The 18,577-nt window shown below is 30.6% G+C and carries 16 protein-coding genes; 14 read left to right on the top strand and 2 right to left on the bottom strand.

Annotated elements, in window-relative coordinates; all coding sequences use genetic code 11:
- The first annotated feature begins 1,054 nt into the window (after positions 1-1,054).
- From KSU54_RS06490 to KSU54_RS19275, 9 genes are all read left to right on the top strand, one after another.
- The gene (locus KSU54_RS06490) at positions 1,055-1,795 is read left to right on the top strand and encodes a class I SAM-dependent methyltransferase (RefSeq protein WP_040434172.1); all 741 of its coding nucleotides are present in this window, start codon (positions 1,055-1,057) and stop codon (positions 1,793-1,795) included.
- Between the two features lie 112 nt (positions 1,796-1,907).
- Positions 1,908-2,318 carry a hypothetical protein gene (locus tag KSU54_RS06485; RefSeq protein WP_003535827.1) on the top strand — a complete coding sequence of 137 codons (411 nt, stop codon included), beginning with the start codon at positions 1,908-1,910 and terminating at the stop codon, positions 2,316-2,318.
- A 433-nt stretch (positions 2,319-2,751) separates the two neighbouring features.
- The gene (locus KSU54_RS06480; protein ID WP_003535828.1) at positions 2,752-4,878 is read left to right on the top strand and encodes an EAL domain-containing protein; all 2,127 of its coding nucleotides are present in this window, start codon (positions 2,752-2,754) and stop codon (positions 4,876-4,878) included.
- Between the two features lie 31 nt (positions 4,879-4,909).
- Complete coding sequence (locus KSU54_RS06475; protein WP_003535829.1) at positions 4,910-5,659, top strand: N-acetyltransferase; 750 nt, start codon at positions 4,910-4,912, stop codon at positions 5,657-5,659.
- Positions 5,660-5,855: 196 nt separating this feature from the next.
- Positions 5,856-6,533, top strand: coding sequence for an N-acetylmannosamine-6-phosphate 2-epimerase (locus KSU54_RS06470; RefSeq protein WP_003535831.1), 678 nt, complete (start codon positions 5,856-5,858; stop codon positions 6,531-6,533).
- Positions 6,534-6,548: 15 nt separating this feature from the next.
- On the top strand, positions 6,549-7,823 hold the full coding sequence (locus KSU54_RS06465) for a PTS sugar transporter subunit IIC (RefSeq protein ID WP_003535832.1): 1,275 nt from the start codon (positions 6,549-6,551) through the stop codon (positions 7,821-7,823).
- Positions 7,813-8,580, top strand: coding sequence for an HAD-IIB family hydrolase (locus KSU54_RS06460; RefSeq protein ID WP_003535833.1), 768 nt, complete (start codon positions 7,813-7,815; stop codon positions 8,578-8,580). Before KSU54_RS06465 ends, KSU54_RS06460 begins: the two co-directional genes overlap by 11 nt.
- A gap of 1 nt (position 8,581) precedes the next feature.
- Positions 8,582-10,072 (top strand): DUF4127 family protein, encoded by a 1,491-nt coding sequence (locus KSU54_RS06455; RefSeq protein WP_003535834.1) that lies wholly within the window; start codon positions 8,582-8,584, stop codon positions 10,070-10,072.
- A 56-nt stretch (positions 10,073-10,128) separates the two neighbouring features.
- Positions 10,129-10,950, top strand: a complete 822-nt coding sequence (locus KSU54_RS19275) for a MurR/RpiR family transcriptional regulator (protein ID WP_009009267.1) — start codon at positions 10,129-10,131, stop codon at positions 10,948-10,950.
- Positions 10,951-11,030: 80 nt separating this feature from the next.
- On the opposite strand, the gene KSU54_RS06445 is transcribed toward KSU54_RS19275, so the two are convergent.
- Positions 11,031-11,909, bottom strand: a complete 879-nt coding sequence (locus KSU54_RS06445; RefSeq protein WP_003535837.1) for a LysR family transcriptional regulator — start codon at positions 11,907-11,909, stop codon at positions 11,031-11,033.
- A 129-nt stretch (positions 11,910-12,038) separates the two neighbouring features.
- Here KSU54_RS06445 and KSU54_RS06440 point away from each other — a divergent pair, with 129 nt between their 5' ends.
- From KSU54_RS06440 to KSU54_RS06420, 5 genes are all read left to right on the top strand, one after another.
- A complete protein-coding gene (locus KSU54_RS06440; protein ID WP_003535839.1) occupies positions 12,039-13,514 on the top strand; it encodes a family 1 glycosylhydrolase in 1,476 nt (491 codons plus the stop codon).
- A gap of 167 nt (positions 13,515-13,681) precedes the next feature.
- Positions 13,682-13,936 (top strand): hypothetical protein, encoded by a 255-nt coding sequence (locus KSU54_RS06435; protein WP_003535840.1) that lies wholly within the window; start codon positions 13,682-13,684, stop codon positions 13,934-13,936.
- Positions 13,937-13,949: 13 nt separating this feature from the next.
- Positions 13,950-14,810 (top strand): aldo/keto reductase, encoded by an 861-nt coding sequence (locus KSU54_RS06430; RefSeq protein ID WP_009299925.1) that lies wholly within the window; start codon positions 13,950-13,952, stop codon positions 14,808-14,810.
- 39 nt (positions 14,811-14,849) lie between these two features.
- A complete protein-coding gene (locus tag KSU54_RS06425; protein ID WP_003535845.1) occupies positions 14,850-15,779 on the top strand; it encodes an AEC family transporter in 930 nt (309 codons plus the stop codon).
- 104 nt (positions 15,780-15,883) lie between these two features.
- Complete coding sequence (locus tag KSU54_RS06420; protein ID WP_003535847.1) at positions 15,884-16,684, top strand: aldo/keto reductase; 801 nt, start codon at positions 15,884-15,886, stop codon at positions 16,682-16,684.
- 124 nt (positions 16,685-16,808) lie between these two features.
- Here KSU54_RS06420 and abc-f read toward each other — a convergent pair whose 3' ends face one another.
- The gene (gene abc-f, locus KSU54_RS06415; RefSeq protein ID WP_003535849.1) at positions 16,809-18,395 is read right to left on the bottom strand and encodes a ribosomal protection-like ABC-F family protein; all 1,587 of its coding nucleotides are present in this window, start codon (positions 18,393-18,395) and stop codon (positions 16,809-16,811) included.
- Between the last annotated feature and the right edge of the window lie 182 nt (positions 18,396-18,577).

Here is an 18,577-nt window from a genome sequence, read left to right as displayed (position 1 = left end):
TATTTTTCATTGGATTATACAAACGATGTTTGGAGAAAAGAACTATTCTAAGAAATAGAGCATATGTATCAAACTACTAGGTTTAAACGAAAAAGATACAAAAGGAATTATTGAAATATGTCAAGGATTATGACTTAATAATAGTTATTGGTTTGTTAAAGAAGATTATCTAGATATATTTAGTGATAAAAATCTATATATAAATTCATTTAATACAAAAATTGCTTCTATTACATTTACTAGGTAAGGAAGCTATACTAGATCTTCCTTCCGTTTATCACCTGAGTTTACAACTAATGGTATGCTTGCAAAATTAAAAAGGCAAGGCGATGCTTTATAAGTCAAGATATTTCATTTACCCCTATTGGTAGATTAGTTAAAACTGGTAGTATCGAAGCAGTTATAGATTATTATAAAAATATTGGAGATGATTATTATCAAGAACTTATAGTTATGCAATGGACAGTGATTTTAAAGACATAAATACTTATGTTTCAACTCGTCTTCCAGCAACCTATCAAAATTTTATAGGATTTGTTGAATCATTAATGTCAAACATGCAAAAATAAACTTGGAAAGTTAATAAATTATAAGTTTGATAGAAAAACAAAATATAAATTATCAAATAAACGTTTAAAACAATTAGAAAAGCTAATTCAAGAAAGAGTAATATTATTAGATCAATAAGATTATTCTTTTTTTATGGGCTATTATGTCTTAATAATATCTAAACTGAGTATTAAGAAATTGATGGTTGAGGTAAAAGTGAAAAGGATTAAATGTTAATCTTTTTTAGCTGATTTATCTTTGTAAAAAATATATTTTATGGAAATACAAATGATAGATTATGATTTGGTAAGTGAAGATATGATATTCAAAATAGAGTTCGAGGTTAAGAGATAAGTCTTAAAAGAAAATATATAACATTAATTTAAAAATCTGTTAGTAACTTTTATATGAAAATATTTTTTAGAAAATTAGACGAAATAAATTATTGTTTGGAATTAAATATAGTATTATAGAATTAAGAAGTATAAATTATGGGGATATAGATATGAAAAATTATTATGGTAGTTTGTGTACAGAAATGTATGAGATCTTGCATAAGGATGCACCAGAAGACGAATTAGATTTTTATCTATCTTATACTAGAAAAGATATGTCAATTTTAGAACCTTTATGTGGTAGTGGAAGATTTTTAGTTCCATTTCTAGAAAGAGGATATGATATTAAGGGAATAGACTTATCTAAAGAAATGCTTGCAAAATTAAAGGAAAAGTCACCTAATGCTAAAGTGTTTCAAAGTGATATACTGGAGTATGATACTGTAGAAAAATATGATTACATCTTTATTTCTTCTGGTTCTGTATCATTATTTACAGATATGGTATTATGTAGAAAAATTTTAAAAAAAATGAAGTGGTTGTTAAAAAAAGGTGGCAAATTTGTTTTTGCAGTTGATACAGTAGCGAATAGATGTCCTGATGATTCTGATTATCGGACTGCAATAGCTATAAAGACTAAAGAAAGGTATGATTTGATTCTTAAAAATAAAAACTATTACGATGAAAAAACGCATACCCAGTTTTCTCCAGGTATTTATGAACTATATAAAGGAGCAGAACTGTTGCAACAAGAAATTATGGATTTTCAGACACATTTATATGAATTGGGTGAACTAGAACAATATTTACAGGATATAGGATTTACAAGTGTAACAGTGTATTCATCATATGAAAAAGTAATTGCTAAAAATAATCATACAGAAATGTTCTTGTATGAGTGTTCATTTTAAAAAAAGGGATGGATAAAGATGATAGTCTTAATCACAGGAGCTTCGTATACAGGTAAGACAGCGCTTGCTCAAAAGCTGCTTGAAAAGTATAAATTTCCATGATCATCTGAAAATGGGGCTAATTCGTAGCGGAAACACTGAATTAACACCTATGAGTGATAATGATGCTCTAACTAAATATTTATGGCCAATTGTTTGTGAAATGATTAAGACCGTTATTGAAAATAAGCAAAGCCTTATTATTGAAGGATGTTATATTCCTTTTGACTGGAAGAAAAATTTCACAAAAAAATATTTGGATAATATAAGGTATTATTGTCTTATAATGAGTGAAAATTATATTAGAAATCATTTTGATGACATCAAAAAATATGGTAATGTCATTGAAAATCGTCTAGATGATGAAAATTGTACTCTGGATAGTGTGTTGAAGGATAATGCTCAGTTTTCTAAACTTGCCCAAAAAAGTAAGATGAATTACATACTTATTGACGATCCATATAAAATAGATATTGATTTATAATAATTATTGTTTATGCTATAAGAATCAAATTAATATTTATACTATTCTTAAATTTTTTATTGTTCTATTTTTAATGGTTTATTTAGTGAAGGTCATTTACTAAATTTTTGCTACTTGATATAATTATAGAAATGGTAGATAAATAGAACAAAAAATTAATGTATAGATGAGAGAAAATATTAGTTTAAGTGAATAAAGGAGTTAGACAATACTGGCTCATGATTGAAAATTTTAATAAGCACATTTTTTAAATAAGAGAGAAAAACTAAAAGAATAATTATGGATTAGATAAGGGGATGTGCCTGGTAATTACTTTGTAAAAATAATTCAGGTCTATTTAACTAGTTTGGGACAACAGATTTATTGTTATTTGATAGATTATAATATATTGATTTTATGTCTTACGGTAGTAATTAAGTAGAGGGATGGGAATATGAAAGTTAAGAAAACAAGACGGCAATTTTATGACTCGATTTATATTTTGGCAATTAAACACGGATTAATGCTAGCAATACCATTCCTCATTCTTGGCTCTTTTGCTTTGTTGTTTAATAGCTTTCCAATCCCCGATTATCAAGTCTTTTTAGCGGCTTTTCTAGATGGAGGCTTAAAAGACGGATTAAGCATTATTTATAACTGTTCCTTAGGTTCTATTGCGTTAATTTTAATTATTACCATCTCACTTTCATACGGAAAATTAAATGGTCAAGATGATGTCTTTTTTTATCCTATTACAGCAATAATTTCATACCTTTCTTTTTGTGGCGGATTGCATGAAAAGACATATATTTTTCAATCTGACTGGGTCTTTACGGCAATGTGCATAACCCTTTTAACTTGTGCGATGTTAAAAAAGGGAATGCACCTTGTAAATCATTTAGAAAAATTGTATACGGTAGGGACAAATTATATTTTTAATCGAGCAATACAAGGAATTTTCCCGATAGTCTTTATCATTATTATATTTACGAGTGCTGGGCAGATTATGAAAGGTTTATTAGGTGATATCAATATTGTTAATTTTGGCTCATATTTCTTTATATATTTGTTTAGCTGGTTTGGTAATGGAATTATTGGGACCTTGTTATATGTATTTTTTGTACATTTTTTATGGTTTTTTGGAATACATGGGACTAATACACTGGATATGGTTGCTAAGCAGTTGTTTGAGCCGGGAGTACAAATTAATCAAGCGTTAATACAAAATGGTCAATTACCAACAGAATTATTTTCAAAAACATTTCTAGATATATTTGTTTTTATTGGCGGTTGTGGAACAGCATTATGTTTAATTTTAGCAATCTTTATTGCTGCTAAAAAAAGTAATAATAAGAAACTTGCGAAGGTTGCAGGTATATCTGTTTTTTTCAACATTAATGAAATTGTTATTTTTGGTTTTCCCGTTATTTTTAATCCTATTATGCTGATTCCTTTTATTTTGACACCGTTAGTTTTAACAATAATCAGTAGTATTGCAATGTCAACTGGTATAGTTCCGTATATAAGTCAATCGGTTGAATGGACAGTTCCGATTATTTTAAGTGGATATCAGGCAACGGGATCTATCGCAGGTAGTTTTCTCCAAATATTTAATATTATTATCGGAACAATGCTTTATATTCCATTTGTAAAGTATAGTGAGCAGATCCAAAGTAAAGAATTTGAAGAATCTATTCTTGCCTTAGAAAATGATATGATTGAAGGAGAACAAAATGGTAGTATCCCCGTTTTTTTATCAGATCATTATCACTATCATTTTCCCGCCAAAACACTTGCTATGGATTTGCGTAATGCGATGTATTTACATCAGCTGCAATTATATTATCAGGTACAAATGACTGCGGAGGAACAAGTATATGGTGTAGAAGCGTTGTTGCGATGGAATCATCCAGTTTGTGGTTTTGTTGCACCTTCATTATTGATTTCTTTGGCTTACCAAGGTGGTTTTTTGAATGAACTAGGTTTATATATTATAGAAAAGGCTTGTCAAGATGCTGAGCAGATAGATAGATTAGCGATGAAGATGAATTTGTCAATCAATATTTCTCCAAAGCAGCTGGAGGATGCTGATTTTGTTTCTAACGTACTTAAAATTATTAATAAGTATCATTTGCAATATATAGAACTGGTTTTTGAGGTTACTGAACGAGCTTTATTGAATACTACTAATATTATTACAAAGCGCATATTAGAATTGCGAGATAGTGGGATTAAGTTGAGTATAGATGATTTTGGAATGGGACACAGTTCAATAACTTATTTGCAGGAAAATATATTTGATGAAGTTAAGTTGGATGGTAGTTTGGTACAGCACCTATTGGAAAATGACAGAACACGCGAAATTATTATGAGTATTACTCAAATAGCCAAGCGGTTAAATTTTAGTGTAGTTGCAGAATTTGTTGAAACAGAGGAACAGATTAATGTATTAAAAGAAGCTGGATGTAAGATTTATCAAGGCTACTATTATGCTAAGGCAGTACCATTAGATGAATTTTTACAATATTGTCTTATTACAAGGAATGGTATTATAAGATCGCCAATAAATGAGAAAGTTTAGTGTTCTGATAATAAAACTAAGGGGGTAAAATATGGATGATGAATTTATTAATATAACGACAGAAAATGTTTTTAATGAACACTTATGTTGTATTATACGGAGTAAAAAGTTTCATCCTGGAATAGATGCAAAGCGCCAATGGCTTTCAAAACGCCTAAATGAAGGACATGTTTTTAGAAAATTGAATGAAAGGGGTACTGTTTTTATTGAATATGCCCCATTGGAAAAAGCATGGGTTCCTATTGTTGGTGATAATTATTTCTACATATATTGCTTGTGGGTTATGGGAAGCTATAAAGGCAAAGGGTATGGTAAGTCACTGATGGATTATTGTTTGGCGGATGCTAAAGCAAAAGGAAAATCAGGTGTCTGTTTACTAGGTTCAAAAAAACAAAAACATTGGCTTACAGATCAGTCATTTGCTAAAAGTAATGGCTTTGAGGTCGTTGATACTACTGATGATGGATATGAACTATTAGCGTTGTCTTTTGATGGAACTTTCCCTCGATTTACTCAAAAGGCTAAAAAGCAAAAGATTGAAAATAAAGAACTAACTATTTATTATGATATGCAATGCCCTTTTGTTTATCAAAGTCTTGAAATAGTCAAACAGTATTGTGAGATTAATAATGTACCTATTCTGATGATTCAAGTTGATACTTTACAAAAAGCTAAAGATTTACCTTGTGTTTTTAATAATTGGGCAGTGTTTTATCATGGGAAATTTGAAACTGTGAATCTGCTAGATAAAAATACTCTTACAAGATTATTAAAAAAATAGAGATTATAAATATATAAAGATTGGAATTAAATGGCTGAATAAGCCATTTTTTTAATTTTTATTTTAAAAGTACTTTCAAAAACATTAAAAATAAGTTGGAATAAAAAATAAAAATGAAAGTAATTACTAAAGCAAGTGAATATATTGCTTAATAAAATAAAAGCCATTAAAGTTATAAACAAGGAGGAGAGATTTAATGAAGAGGATTCAAAATAGTTTGATCGTTTCATGTCAGGCATTAGAAGATGAACCGCTGCATTCATCATTGATCATGTCAAAAATGGCACTTGCTGCAAAGATGGGGGGAGCAAAAGGAATAAGAGCAAATAGTGTTCAAGATATCCATGAAATTAAAAAGGAAGTGGATTTGCCAATTATTGGTATCATCAAGAAAGATTATGAGGATACAGATATTTATATTACTACAACGATGAAAGAGGTGGATGCTCTAGTGGCAGAAGGGGTAGATATTATTGCGATGGATGCGACAATGCAGTTAAGACCTCATAATCAAACAATTACTGAATTTTTTAAGGAGGTAAAAGCAAAATATCCTCATCAATTGTTTATGGCTGATTGCTCCACTGTGGAAGAGGCAATCCATGCTGATAATATTGGATTTGATTTTATTGGAACAACTTTAGTCGGATATACACCACAAAGCCAAAATAGTCGAATTGATGCTAATGATTTTAAAATTATTAGAGAGATAGTGAAGAATGTTAAGCATCCTGTGATTGGTGAGGGAAATATAGATACTCCTTCTAAAGTAAAAAGGGCATTAGAATTAGGTTGTTATAGTGTGGTTGTAGGATCAATGATTACAAGACCACAGTTAATTACAAAGAAATTTGTAGATGAGATTTCAAGATAAGGGAGGAAAGAGATTATGATGGATAAATTGTCTAATGTGTTATTGCCGATTGCTGAGAAACTTTCTAAAAATCGTTATTTGACAGCAATTAGGGATGGTTTTGTTTCAATCATGCCGCTAGTAATTACTGCGTCTTTATTTACATTGATCAATAGTGTATTTGTAGGTGAGGGGCATTACTTTGATCAATGGTTTGGAGCACCATGTAATGATTTTGCTAAAATCGGTAGTGTAATTAGTTCAGCCTCAATGTCAATTATGGCAGTTTTGCTAGTTTTTACTACTGCTAAAGCTTTAGCTAATGAATATAAAATGGATACTTCGGTTGCTGGAGCAACAGCAGTTGTTTGCTTTTTATGTCTAACACCATTTGTAAGTGATGCAAAAATTGGTGAATATGTGACTACTTATTATTTAGGGGCAGCTGGGATGTTTACAGCATTTATTTCTGCCTTGATTTCAGTTGAATTAATGAGATTTTTGCTTGGGTTCAAAGCACTGGTTATTAAAATGCCGGAAAGTGTACCTACTGGAATTGCTAGATCATTTAATGCAATTATTCCTGTAGCTTTAACGGTTATTATTTTTGCAATCCTGAGAATTATAACCGATGCAATAGGGGCGCCGCTTAATGATTTGATTTTTAACTGGATTCAAACACCTTTTACTGCAATTGTTTCATCACCGGTCGGATTGATTGTTATTTATGTTTTGTATATGCTTTTATGGGGCTTTGGAATTCATTCGGCATATATTTTTAATCCAATCTTAGAACCAATCTATTTGGCAAGTCTAGCAATCAATGAAGCTGCTATTACAAGTGGAACAGCAGCTACCGAAATTATTACTAAACCATTTATTGATTCCGTTGCATTTATGGGTGGCGCTGGTAATATGTTAGCGCTTGTAATTGCTATTTTTATAGTTTCTAAAAGAGATGATTATAAGGTGATTGGAAAATTAGGTTTTGTACCAGCATTATTTAATATTTCAGAACCGCTGATGTTTGGATTACCTGTTGTTATGAATCCTATCTTGATCATTCCAATGATTTTAACAACTCTTGCTGGTTTAGGAATTGGAGCGTTAGCTACACAAATTGGTATTATGGCTCATACTTACGTATTGATCCCTTGGACGACACCACCAGTAATCAGTGCGTTTCTAGCTACTGGAGGAGATATTATGTCAGGGGTCATTGGTCTACTTATTTTGGTAGTATCTGTTCTTATCTATATCCCATTTGTAAAAGTTATGAATAAAGAAGGAATTGAGAGTATTGAAGAATAAAGTTATTGTTTTTGATCTAGACGGTACACTTTTAGGTGCCAATAATGAAATCATTGGAGGAACCGAGACATTGAATTGTCTTGATTCTCTCCAACAAATGGGATGGACATTAGCAATATGTACAGGTCGGTTAGATCATGATATTTTAAAAATAGAAGAACAATACAAACTTAAAATAGAGCATCGTATTTCTCAAAACGGTGCGGTTTGTATGAAAGGACAACAATTGATAGCTACCTTGATTGATAAACAAGAAGCTATAAATATCTATAAGGAGATTCAAAAAGAAGATATTCGAATCGAGTTAAATACAGTATCTAATCGTTATTGGAAAAGTGAAAGAGATCCAGCTTTCCCTAGTGAATTATATGATTCCCATATCATTTGTAAAGATTTTGATAAACTTATACTGTATCAGCCAGCAGTTTTGTTTCTTGTTATTGGTACTGAAGATAAACTTCGCTCAATAGAAACATATATAAATACAACATATCAAAAGACAAAAGCAGTGATGACTTCTTCAACATCTTTGGAAATCATGCATAAAGATGCCTCAAAAGGAAATGCCGTAAAAATGCTATATCCTAAAAGTGAAGTATATGCAATAGGTGATTCCCCAAATGACTTTGATATGTTTCCAATTGCTAAAAAGGGTTACTTGGTTGCAAATAAGCCTTGTCAATTTCCCTGTGCTCAAAAAGAAAGTATTTTAGAAGCGTTAAAAGATATAATAAAAATAAATAAAGAGGACAGATAAAATGAAAACATTATTTATTCCTTTAGATGAACGACCATGCAATTATAATTTTCCTTTAATGATTGCCCAGTCAAATCAACAAATCGAATTAGTTGAACCGGATAAAAGTTTTTTAGGTCATAAAAAGAAGCCGGCTCAGGTGGAATATTTTAAACAATTTATCGATGAAAATATTGAAGGATGTGATAATTGTATTATCTCGATAGATATGATCGTATATGGTGGATTGATTCCATCACGATTACACTATTTGAGTGAAACAGATGCGCTTCAACGTTTAGAACTAATTAAATATCTAAAACAGTTGAAACCTCAAATAAAAATATATGCTTATCATTGTATTATGCGTGCACCAAGTTATAATTCGAGTGAAGAAGAACCTGATTATTATGAAAGTTACGGCTTTGCTCTTTTTCGAAGAAAATATCTTCTTGATCTAAAAAAAAGACATGGGTTAAATCAAAAAGAAAAAGATGAACTTCTCGGTATTGATATTCCTCAGGAAATTATAACTGATTATGAGCAGCGTCGTTTGTTTAATACTAAGATTAATTTAAAGGTTATTGATTTTCTTGAAGCTGGCTATCTTGATTTTCTGGTTATTCCACAAGATGACTCGTCACCTTATGGATATACTGCAATATCCCAAAAAATCGTTATTAATGCTTTAAAGGAAAAAAGATTAGATCAGAAAGTAATGATCTATCCTGGAGCTGACGAAGTAGGTCTGTCATTATTAGCACGTGCTTATCATGAATACTATCATTTAGAACCAAAAGTTTATCCTTTTTACGCTTCGGTATTAGGACCAATGATTATTCCTAAATATGAAGATCGACCAATGTATGAAAGTCTAAAATCACATGTACGCGTATGTAAAGCTAAGCTGGTCAACAATCCTCAAGATGCTGATGTGGTTTTAGCGATAAATTCGCCAGGTAAGATCATGCAAGAAGCTTTTATTGATAAAAATGATTTAGATGTAACTTATACAAGTTATCGTTATTTATTGGCTTTTGCTGAACAAATTCAAGATTATATAAATAGTGGTTATCATGTGGCGTTATGCGACAGTGCTTTTAGTAATGGTGGTGATCTACAATTAATTGAATATTTAGATGAGCTAAATATTTTAGATCAATTAGTAAGCTATGCAGGATGGAATACAAATTGTAATTCCTTAGGAACAACTTTATCTCAAGCTTTTATTGGTCAGGAAAACGTAATTAATAATTTATGTTATCGTCTTATCGAAGATGTTTTTTATCAAGCAATAGTTAGAAAAGAAGTTGTCGAAAATGATTTACCACATAAAGGATTATCTTATTATGATTTTAAAGATCAACAAACGGATGTAGAGAATATTATTAAAAAGAAGTTACAGATTAATTTTGGACATCTTCATCTTAGTCAGCGCTATCCTTTTAATATAACAAAAATATATATGCCGTGGAAACGGATGTTTGAAATTGGAATGGAAATTAAGTTATAGGAAACGTAAGTTTCCTTTTTATGCTATAATCATTTGTATAGTAAAGGAGGGGTTAGGTGTTATCTTATAATAGAAGTGTGATTCCAATTATTGAATCAGCTTATGAAGAACTAACGAATGTGGAAAAAAATATTGCTAATTATTTCATTGATCAAGTTGAAGATGAAGATTTATCATCAAAAGCGGTTTCTCAAAGATTATATGTATCTGAAGCATCCTTATCACGGTTTGCTAAAAAGTTAGGGTTTAGTGGATATCGACAATTTCTATTTGCTTATCAAGATTCTCACCAATCAAGCCGGCATTTAGATTTATTAACTAAACAAGTTTTAAACTCTTATCAAAAAGTTTTAGAGAAAACTTATTCATTGATTGATAATGACCAAATGGTTAGAATAGCTAAGATGCTGGATGAATATAATCGAGTTTATATTTATGGAATTGGCTCATCGTCAGTTGTTGCAAGAGAATTTAAATTAAGGTTTATGAGATTAGGATTAGATGTTGATTATTTAGCAGAATCACATTCTATTCGGATGAATATTACCCGAGTAAATCAAGAATCATTAGTGATTGGAATCAGTGTAAGTGGAAAAACCGAAGAAGTTATAGAAGGATTACGAGAAGCAAAAGAAAAAGGAGCTAAAACAATTATGTTATCTGCTGCTCGGGTATATGAATATCGTTCTTATTATGATGAACTGATCTTGATTGGGGGGTTAAAAAATTTAGCTATTTCTGATAAAATCTCACCCCAAATTCCCGCCTTGATCGTGGTTGATATCTTATATTCACATTATCTTAATTATAACAATGATAATAAAAAAGAAAAGCTGCAAATGACATTAGAACATATTAATTATGAATTAGAAGAATAATCTAGTATATGGATATTGGTAAGCTCATATTAAAAAGCTAACAGAGTGCTGCTTTGTTAGCTTTCTTTGTGAATAATTAATTAAAATAGAACTTTTTGCAGTTCCTCTAAAAACATTTTAGCAGAACGGCTGAAAATTTGATATTTTTTCCAGACAAGATAAAATCCAGTTTCAAAATTTGGTTCTAATGGTCGGAAGCAGAGGTTACAATTACCGGTTGTATTAATTAATTTATCAAATGTAAAAACATAGCCTAAACCACTTTCTACGATCATTGCTGGGGTAGTGATAAGATTAAAGCTGCCAATCACATTTAGATTACGATAATATTCTTTAAACCAGCCTGATAATACGTTTGCACTTGATTGTTGATGGGCAAGGAAAATAGGTTCGTCTTTGATATCTTCTGGAGTGATTGCATTTAGTTTTGCTAATGGACTATCTCTTCGCATCAGTACACCCCAAGTATCTGTATATGGTAACTTAAGATAATTATATTTTTCTAGATCGATTGGTTCAATTAAGATGGCAAAGTCTAGGAGACCTTTATTTAACTGTTCTGAAACTTCTAAAGTACTTCCGCTAAAAATATGATACTTAATATTAGGGTATTGGTTGTGCATCCTTTTAAAAATTTCAGCAATTGAATGCATTACATAAGTTTCTGGGGCGCCAATATAGATATCACCGGATGTTGTTTCCCCATAGGTGCTAAGTTCTGATTCAGTTCGTTCAGTTAAATCAATTATTTCTTTCGCTCGTTTTCTAAGAAACATCCCTTCTTCTGTTAGAGTAACTTTTCGGCTACCTCTTTCAAATAATTTTTTTCCAACCTCTGCTTCAAGCATATTTAATTGACGGGATAAATTTGGCTGGGTAGTGTGTAAAATTTCAGCGGCTTTTGTGATACTTTCTTCTTGAGCTACTGCAAGAAAGTATTTTAAAATACGTATTTCCATTAATATTGCACCTCCATTTAAAAAATTATACCATAAAGAAAAGGTATAATAATATATATAATATAAGCATTTGTAGTTTTTTTAAATTGTGAGATAATTATAGAAAAGATAAATAAAGGAGGAGAAAAAATGAGTTTTCCAAAGAATTTTTTATGGGGCGGAGCTACTGCTGCGAACCAATGTGAAGGAGCCTGGAATGAAGATGGACGTGGTCCTGCTTTAACAGATGTTACTACAGGAGGATCAGTTAAAGAAAGTAGACAGGTTACTTATATTGACAAGGATGGTAAACATTGTAAGATCGTTACTAGTGAAGGGCAGGTTCAATTACCTGAAGGAGCCCATTTTGCTTGTTTAGATGAATGTTTATACCCTAACCATGATGGTATTGATTTTTATCATCATTATAAAGAAGATATTAAGATGTTTGCGGAAATGGGTTTTAAAACTTTTAGAATGTCTATTTCATGGTCAAGACTATTTCCTCATGGTGATGAAGAGACCCCTAATCAAAAGGGAATCGAATTTTATCGTAGTGTTTTCAAGGAATTAAGAAAATATAATATTGAGCCTTTAGTTACAATTTGGCATTTTGATACACCTTTATATTTAATTGAAAAATATGGAGGATGGTCAAATAGAAAGTTGATCAAGTTTTTTGATCATTATGCACGAACAGTTTTTACAGAGTTTAAAGGTTTAGTTAAATATTGGTTAACTTTTAATGAAATTAATAATACAATCATGGGATTAGGTTTATTCTATGAGGCTAAAGAAGAGGATTATCAACGTGCTTATCAACATTTACATCATCAATTTGTTGCAAGTGCTCATGCGGTTAAGATAGGTCATGAAATTGATTCCGAAAATAAGATTGGTTGTATGATTTGCGGTATTACAAGTTATCCAGCAACATGTGATCCTAAGGATGTTTTAGCAAATCGTCATCAATGGGAAAAATCAATCTTCTATTGCGGTGATGTCCAATGTTTTGGTAAATATCCGACTTATGCTAAACGTTTATGGGATGAACATAATGTTAAATTAGATATTACAGAACAAGATTTAATCGATTTAAAAGAAGGTACTGTTGATATGTATACTTTCTCTTATTATATGTCTTCTTTGATTACAACTCATGAGATTGCTGATGCAGTAGGTGGAAACTTTACAACAGGAGCACGAAATGAATATCTTCAATATTCTGATTGGGGATGGGCGTTTGATCCAGATGGATTACAATATTATCTTGAAATGATTTATGATCGTTATCAAAGGCCATTGATGGTTGTAGAAAATGGTTTAGGAGCTTTTGATACAGTTGAGGAAGATGGAACAATCCATGATGATTATCGTATCGATTATTATCGAGATCATATCTTGGCTATGGATAAAGCAATTAATAATGGTGTTGATTTAATTGCATATACGACTTGGGGCTGTATCGATCTAGTTTCGGCAGGCACTGGTGAAATGAGAAAACGTTATGGTTTTATCTATGTTGATAAACATGATGATGGAACTGGAACGATGAAACGTAGTCCTAAAGATTCTTTCTATTGGTATCAAAAAGTAATACAAAGTAATGGTCAAGATTTAGATTAATTGAGTATTTAATTTTATAAGTAATGATTAACTGTATTGTCATATAAAGATGACGATACAGTTTTTTGCATAAATAAAAAGCATGGAAAACCATAAAATATAAGTATTTGTATTTTCATGGCTTTTATTGATAATTATAAGTGTAGAATAAAACGGCTTGAAAGGAGATGGTTAAATTGAATGTGCAGAAAATTAGTGAAAAAGAAATTGTTATAGCACTGCTCGATGCTGGTATGGATACGGAAAAAATCAATGAATTTATTGAAAGTATTAACTCAGAATATTTTCAAAAAAGTAAAAATATTTTATTAAGCCAAAGAGCTGAATTATTATTAAAGATTCGAGATGGTCAAGAGAAATTATATTGTTTAGATTATTTAACTAGAACACTCAATCAGGCAGGAATATTTGATAAAAAATAATGGAGGAAAAATTATGATCTTAAAGGAAAATTATAAATTAAATAATGGGGTAGAAATACCTAAATTAGGGTTAGGAACTTGGGAAATTGCTGATAATAAAGTAGCTGATGCAGTAAAGAAAGCTGTTAAACTAGGGTATCGCCATATCGATACTGCCCAAGGATATGAGAATGAAAATGGTGTTGGAATTGGAATTAAAACTTGTGGTGTTGAGCGAGAGAATCTTTTTATAACAACAAAGATTCAAGCAGATTTTAAAACATATGAAGAAGCGAGACGATCTATTATTGATTCATTAAAGAGATTAGAGCTTGAATATATTGATTTAATGATCATTCATGCACCACAACCATGGACAAAATTTAGAGAAGAAAATCATTATTTTAAAGAAAATATAGATGTTTGGAAAGCACTGGAAGAGTTTTATAAAATGGGGAAAATTAGAGCAATCGGTTTATCAAATTTTGAAATCGTAGATATTGAAAACATTTTAAATAATTGTGAAATAAAACCTGCGGTTAATCAAATTTTGGCACATATTTCTAATACCCCATTTGATATAATTAATTATTGTCAAGCACATGATATTTTAGTTGAAGCTTATTCACCAGTAGGTCATGGAGAAATGTTAAAAAATAATGAAGTTAAATTAATTGCTGATAAATATGGGGTTACAATTCCTCAATTGTGTATTAAGTATTGTTTACAGTTAGATACCTTACCACTACCTAAAACTGCTGATCCAGGACATATGCAAAATAATGCGGATTTAGATTTTATTATCAGTGATGAAGATATGATGCTTTTAAAAAATATTAATAAAATTAAAAATTATGGAGAGTTTAGTGTATTTCCGGTATATGGGAAAATTTAACTCATAAAGAAGAAATTATATAAATGAAGGGAGATTATTATGGCAGCTTTAACAACGTTATTTCCAGTATTTTTTATGCTGGCACTAGGCTTTATCGCACGAGTAAAGGGATGGATCACACTTGAACAGAAAAATGGAGCTAATGCAATAATATTTAAAATTTTATTTCCTATTTTAGTCCTTAATTTGATGTGTACAGCAACGATTGAAACAGACCATATTAAAATTATTGGTTATGTTTTTGGTGTTTACCTTCTAGCTTTAGTTGCAGGTAAATTACTTGCACCACTTGCGGGCAAGAAATATGCTCATTTTTCACCTTATTTACTTACAGTAGTAGAGGGAGGAAATGTGGCATTACCGTTATATCTTTCTATTGTTGGAAAATCTAGTAATACTGTTATTTTTGATATTGCTGGAACAGTTATTGCTTTTATTGTTTTTCCAGTTTTAATAGCTAAAGAAGCGGCAACAGGTTCTTCAATGAAAGAGATGATTAAAAGTATTTTTACAAATTCTTTTGTTATTGCTGTGATTGTCGGTCTTGTTTTGAATTTTACGGGGATTTATGATTTACTGATAGCATCGCAATTTGGTGAAATGATTACAGGAACATTATCACAAGCCACAACACCGATCGTTTCAATGATTTTATTTATTTTAGGCTATGATTTAAATGTTGATAAAAAAACATTAGTACCGATTCTTAAGTTAATGGGAATTAAAATTGTTTATTATGCGATGGTTATTGCGGGATTCTTTATTTTATTTCCTGCCCAAATGGCCGATAAGACTTTTATGATGGCTCCAATTATCTATTTTATGTGTCCCACTGGATTTGGATTGATGCCTGTTATTGCCCCATTATATAAAGATGAAGATGATGCCTCATTTACAAGTGCCTTTGTTTCTATCTTTATGATTATTACACTGATCGTCTATACTTTGGTTGTTATTTTTATTGCTTAAAATAAGCGTGCTTTCTTATTGATTTAGAGGAGCTTTAAGATAAATAATAGTCCATTTGACCTTTTGATAAGAATATAAATTAAAAATTAGGAGAAAGATTGAATATGGAATATATACAATTAAATAATGGTATTAAAATGCCAAGTATAGGCTTTGGTGTATACCAAATTCCATTATTAATGACAAAGCAATGTGTCTTAGATGCTTTAGCAATTGGGTATCGACATATTGATACCGCAAGGAACTATGGTAATGAAAGAGAAGTTGGAGAGGCGCTTATAGATTCAGGTATTTCGAGAGCTGAAATCTTTCTAACAACTAAGATATATGGGGCTGATAGTTATCGTCAAGCATGTCAGTATATTGATGAAGCGTTAAATAAATTACAGACAAAATACATTGATTTAATGTTGTTTCATTGGCCATCTGGAAATATAACAGAAACATATCGAGCGATGGAAGATTATTATAAGGCCGGCAAGTTAAAAGCGATTGGCTTATCAAATTTTTTTATTCATGATTTTAATACTGTTATTAGTTCATGTACAATAATTCCTATGGTCAATCAAGTTGAAGCACATATTTTTCATCAAAGAAAAGTTTTTCAAAAAGATATGAACCAATATGGAATCAAGCTTGAAGCGTGGTCACCACTGGCATGTGGAAAAAATAATATCTTTGGCAATTTAATATTAGAAAAAATAGCTAAATCACATCGTAAATCAACAGCTCAGGTTGCTTTAAGATTTTTAAATCAAAAAGGTATTGCGATTATACCTAAATCGATCCATAAAGATAGAATAAAGGAAAATTGGGAGATTTTTGATTTTGAATTAACAAATGATGAAATGAAAGAAATTGAATTATTAGATTGTGATTGTAGCTTATTTAGCTGGTATGAATAAGTAAATAATTTATTTAGCGGTAGTTAGAGAAGAATAACAAAAAAAGGAGGATGTTAAGAAATGAACCTTCCCTATCATGTCCAAATAAGGGAGATTCACTTCATTAGTCGTCCTTTTTTATAGTTTATTTGTAGTCACAATAAACACTGTTGATTGTATTATTTTCGATAACTAATTTACGTTGAGCTAGTTTGTCGATGAAATAACGATCGTGTGATACAAATAATAATGTTCCTGAATAATTTGAAAGTGCATCTTCTAAAATTTCACGAGTTTCAATATCAATATGATTAGTTGGTTCATCTAAAATTAATAAGTTGACTTTATGTTGCATTAAAATAGCCATTTTTAATAATACTTTTTCACCACCAGATAAGTTTCCTACTCGTTTGAAAACCTGATCTTGATAAAAAGAATATTTAGCTAGAATCCCTCTAGCCTCACCTTCCAAACAAGGATATTCATGACAAAATGTTTGAAGAATTGAATCATTGTTATTGATAAAATTTATTTCTTGAGGTATATATCCAATTAAGACTGTTTCCGCCATTTTTAACTCACCTTGATAATTATTAAGGTTTCCAAGAAGAGCTTTAATAAATGATGTTTTACCTGAACCATTATTTCCTAGTAGGACTGTTTTTTCCTGATAATAAAGTGTAAAATTCACTTTTGAAAATAAAGATAGATTATTAAAAGATATTCCAAAATCAATGACTTTAAGCACTTCTTTGCTACTGCGTTCACCCAAAAAGTTAAGTGGCAGTTTCTTTTTTTCTAATTGTGGTTTATCGAGGATTTCCATCTTTTCTAAACGTTTTTCTAATTCTTTGGCTTTTTTAAAGAATTTTTCATTATCACCTTGATTACCCCAATCTCGATAACGCTTGATAGAAGCTTTTATTGCTTCGATTTTCTTCTGTTGAGTTTTGTATTGTTCAAATTCTTGTAATAATAATCTTTCTTGTTCTTTTAAGGTGTATGAGTAATTACCGTGGAATAAACGATTTTCACTGTTATCTAAAAGAATAGTTTTATTAGTTACTCGATCCAAAAAATAGCGATCATGTGAAATAATCACAATAGTCCCACGATACTTATTTAAATAATTTTCTAGCCATTCTAACATTGTAATATCTAAATGATTAGTTGGTTCATCTAATAATAAGATATCAGGTTCAGTTAAAATTAATTGGGCTAAATTAATAATTGTTTTTTGACCACCGCTCAAGATAGCAAACGGCTTATCTAAAATACTATGCAATTTAAAGCCGGTAATGACTTTGTTTAGTTTTTCTTCAACTTCATAGCCGCCCAGGGCTATGTATTGATCTTGTATTTTAGCATATTTGTTTAATATCGCTTCATCGACATTATTATGCATCATATCTTGTTCAAGTGCTCGCATTCGTTGTTCAATAGCATGAATTTCGAAAAAAGATGACATCAGCATATCTTTTACTGTTATATCATTATCACTGATTGTTGGAATTTGTTCTAAATAGCCAATAGTAGCTTGTTTGCGAATAGTAATATTTCCTGTATCAGGGAATTCTTTTTTCATGATCATTTTAAACACTGTAGATTTGCCACTACCATTTTTGCCTACAATTCCCACACGATCACCAGTTAAAATCTCAAAATTAATATCTTTTAATACTTGTTTATAACCAAAATTTTTATAAATTTTATGCATTCCTATTTCAATCATTGTATATTTGCTCCTTTATTTTATAAATTTATTTAAAATAAACAGAGCCTAAGATTAATAGGATCAGGCGATTGTTTCTAATCGCTTCGCACAGCTAGAGCATTATACTCTGATCGCCTAGCCTATTGATTAACAGACTCTGTACGAAGCACAGTGCCTTCGACTCTACGGCAAACATAACC

It is taken from the genome of Erysipelatoclostridium sp. MSK.23.31 (genome assembly GCF_019125875.1).
GTDB classification, from domain to species: Bacteria; Bacillota_I; Bacilli_A; order Erysipelotrichales; family Coprobacillaceae; genus Thomasclavelia; species Thomasclavelia ramosa.
This window is presented reverse-complemented; position numbering and strand designations above follow the sequence as displayed.

Excerpts from the sequence above, each read along its gene's own strand:
- KSU54_RS06490 (WP_040434172.1), top strand. The coding sequence starts at position 1,055 with ATGAAAAATTATTATGGTAGTTTGTGTACAGAAATGTATGAGATCTTG.
- KSU54_RS06485 (WP_003535827.1), top strand. The coding sequence starts at position 1,908 with ATGGGGCTAATTCGTAGCGGAAACACTGAATTAACACCTATGAGTGAT.
- KSU54_RS06480 (WP_003535828.1), top strand. The coding sequence starts at position 2,752 with ATGAAAGTTAAGAAAACAAGACGGCAATTTTATGACTCGATTTATATT.
- KSU54_RS06475 (WP_003535829.1), top strand. The coding sequence starts at position 4,910 with ATGGATGATGAATTTATTAATATAACGACAGAAAATGTTTTTAATGAA.
- KSU54_RS06470 (WP_003535831.1), top strand. The coding sequence starts at position 5,856 with ATGAAGAGGATTCAAAATAGTTTGATCGTTTCATGTCAGGCATTAGAA.
- KSU54_RS06465 (WP_003535832.1), top strand. The coding sequence starts at position 6,549 with ATGATGGATAAATTGTCTAATGTGTTATTGCCGATTGCTGAGAAACTT.
- KSU54_RS06455 (WP_003535834.1), top strand. The coding sequence starts at position 8,582 with ATGAAAACATTATTTATTCCTTTAGATGAACGACCATGCAATTATAAT.
- KSU54_RS06445 (WP_003535837.1), bottom strand. The coding sequence starts at position 11,909 with ATGGAAATACGTATTTTAAAATACTTTCTTGCAGTAGCTCAAGAAGAA.
- KSU54_RS06440 (WP_003535839.1), top strand. The coding sequence starts at position 12,039 with ATGAGTTTTCCAAAGAATTTTTTATGGGGCGGAGCTACTGCTGCGAAC.
- KSU54_RS06435 (WP_003535840.1), top strand. The coding sequence starts at position 13,682 with ATGGTTAAATTGAATGTGCAGAAAATTAGTGAAAAAGAAATTGTTATA.
- KSU54_RS06430 (WP_009299925.1), top strand. The coding sequence starts at position 13,950 with ATGATCTTAAAGGAAAATTATAAATTAAATAATGGGGTAGAAATACCT.
- KSU54_RS06425 (WP_003535845.1), top strand. The coding sequence starts at position 14,850 with ATGGCAGCTTTAACAACGTTATTTCCAGTATTTTTTATGCTGGCACTA.
- KSU54_RS06420 (WP_003535847.1), top strand. The coding sequence starts at position 15,884 with ATGGAATATATACAATTAAATAATGGTATTAAAATGCCAAGTATAGGC.
- abc-f (WP_003535849.1), bottom strand. The coding sequence starts at position 18,395 with ATGATTGAAATAGGAATGCATAAAATTTATAAAAATTTTGGTTATAAA.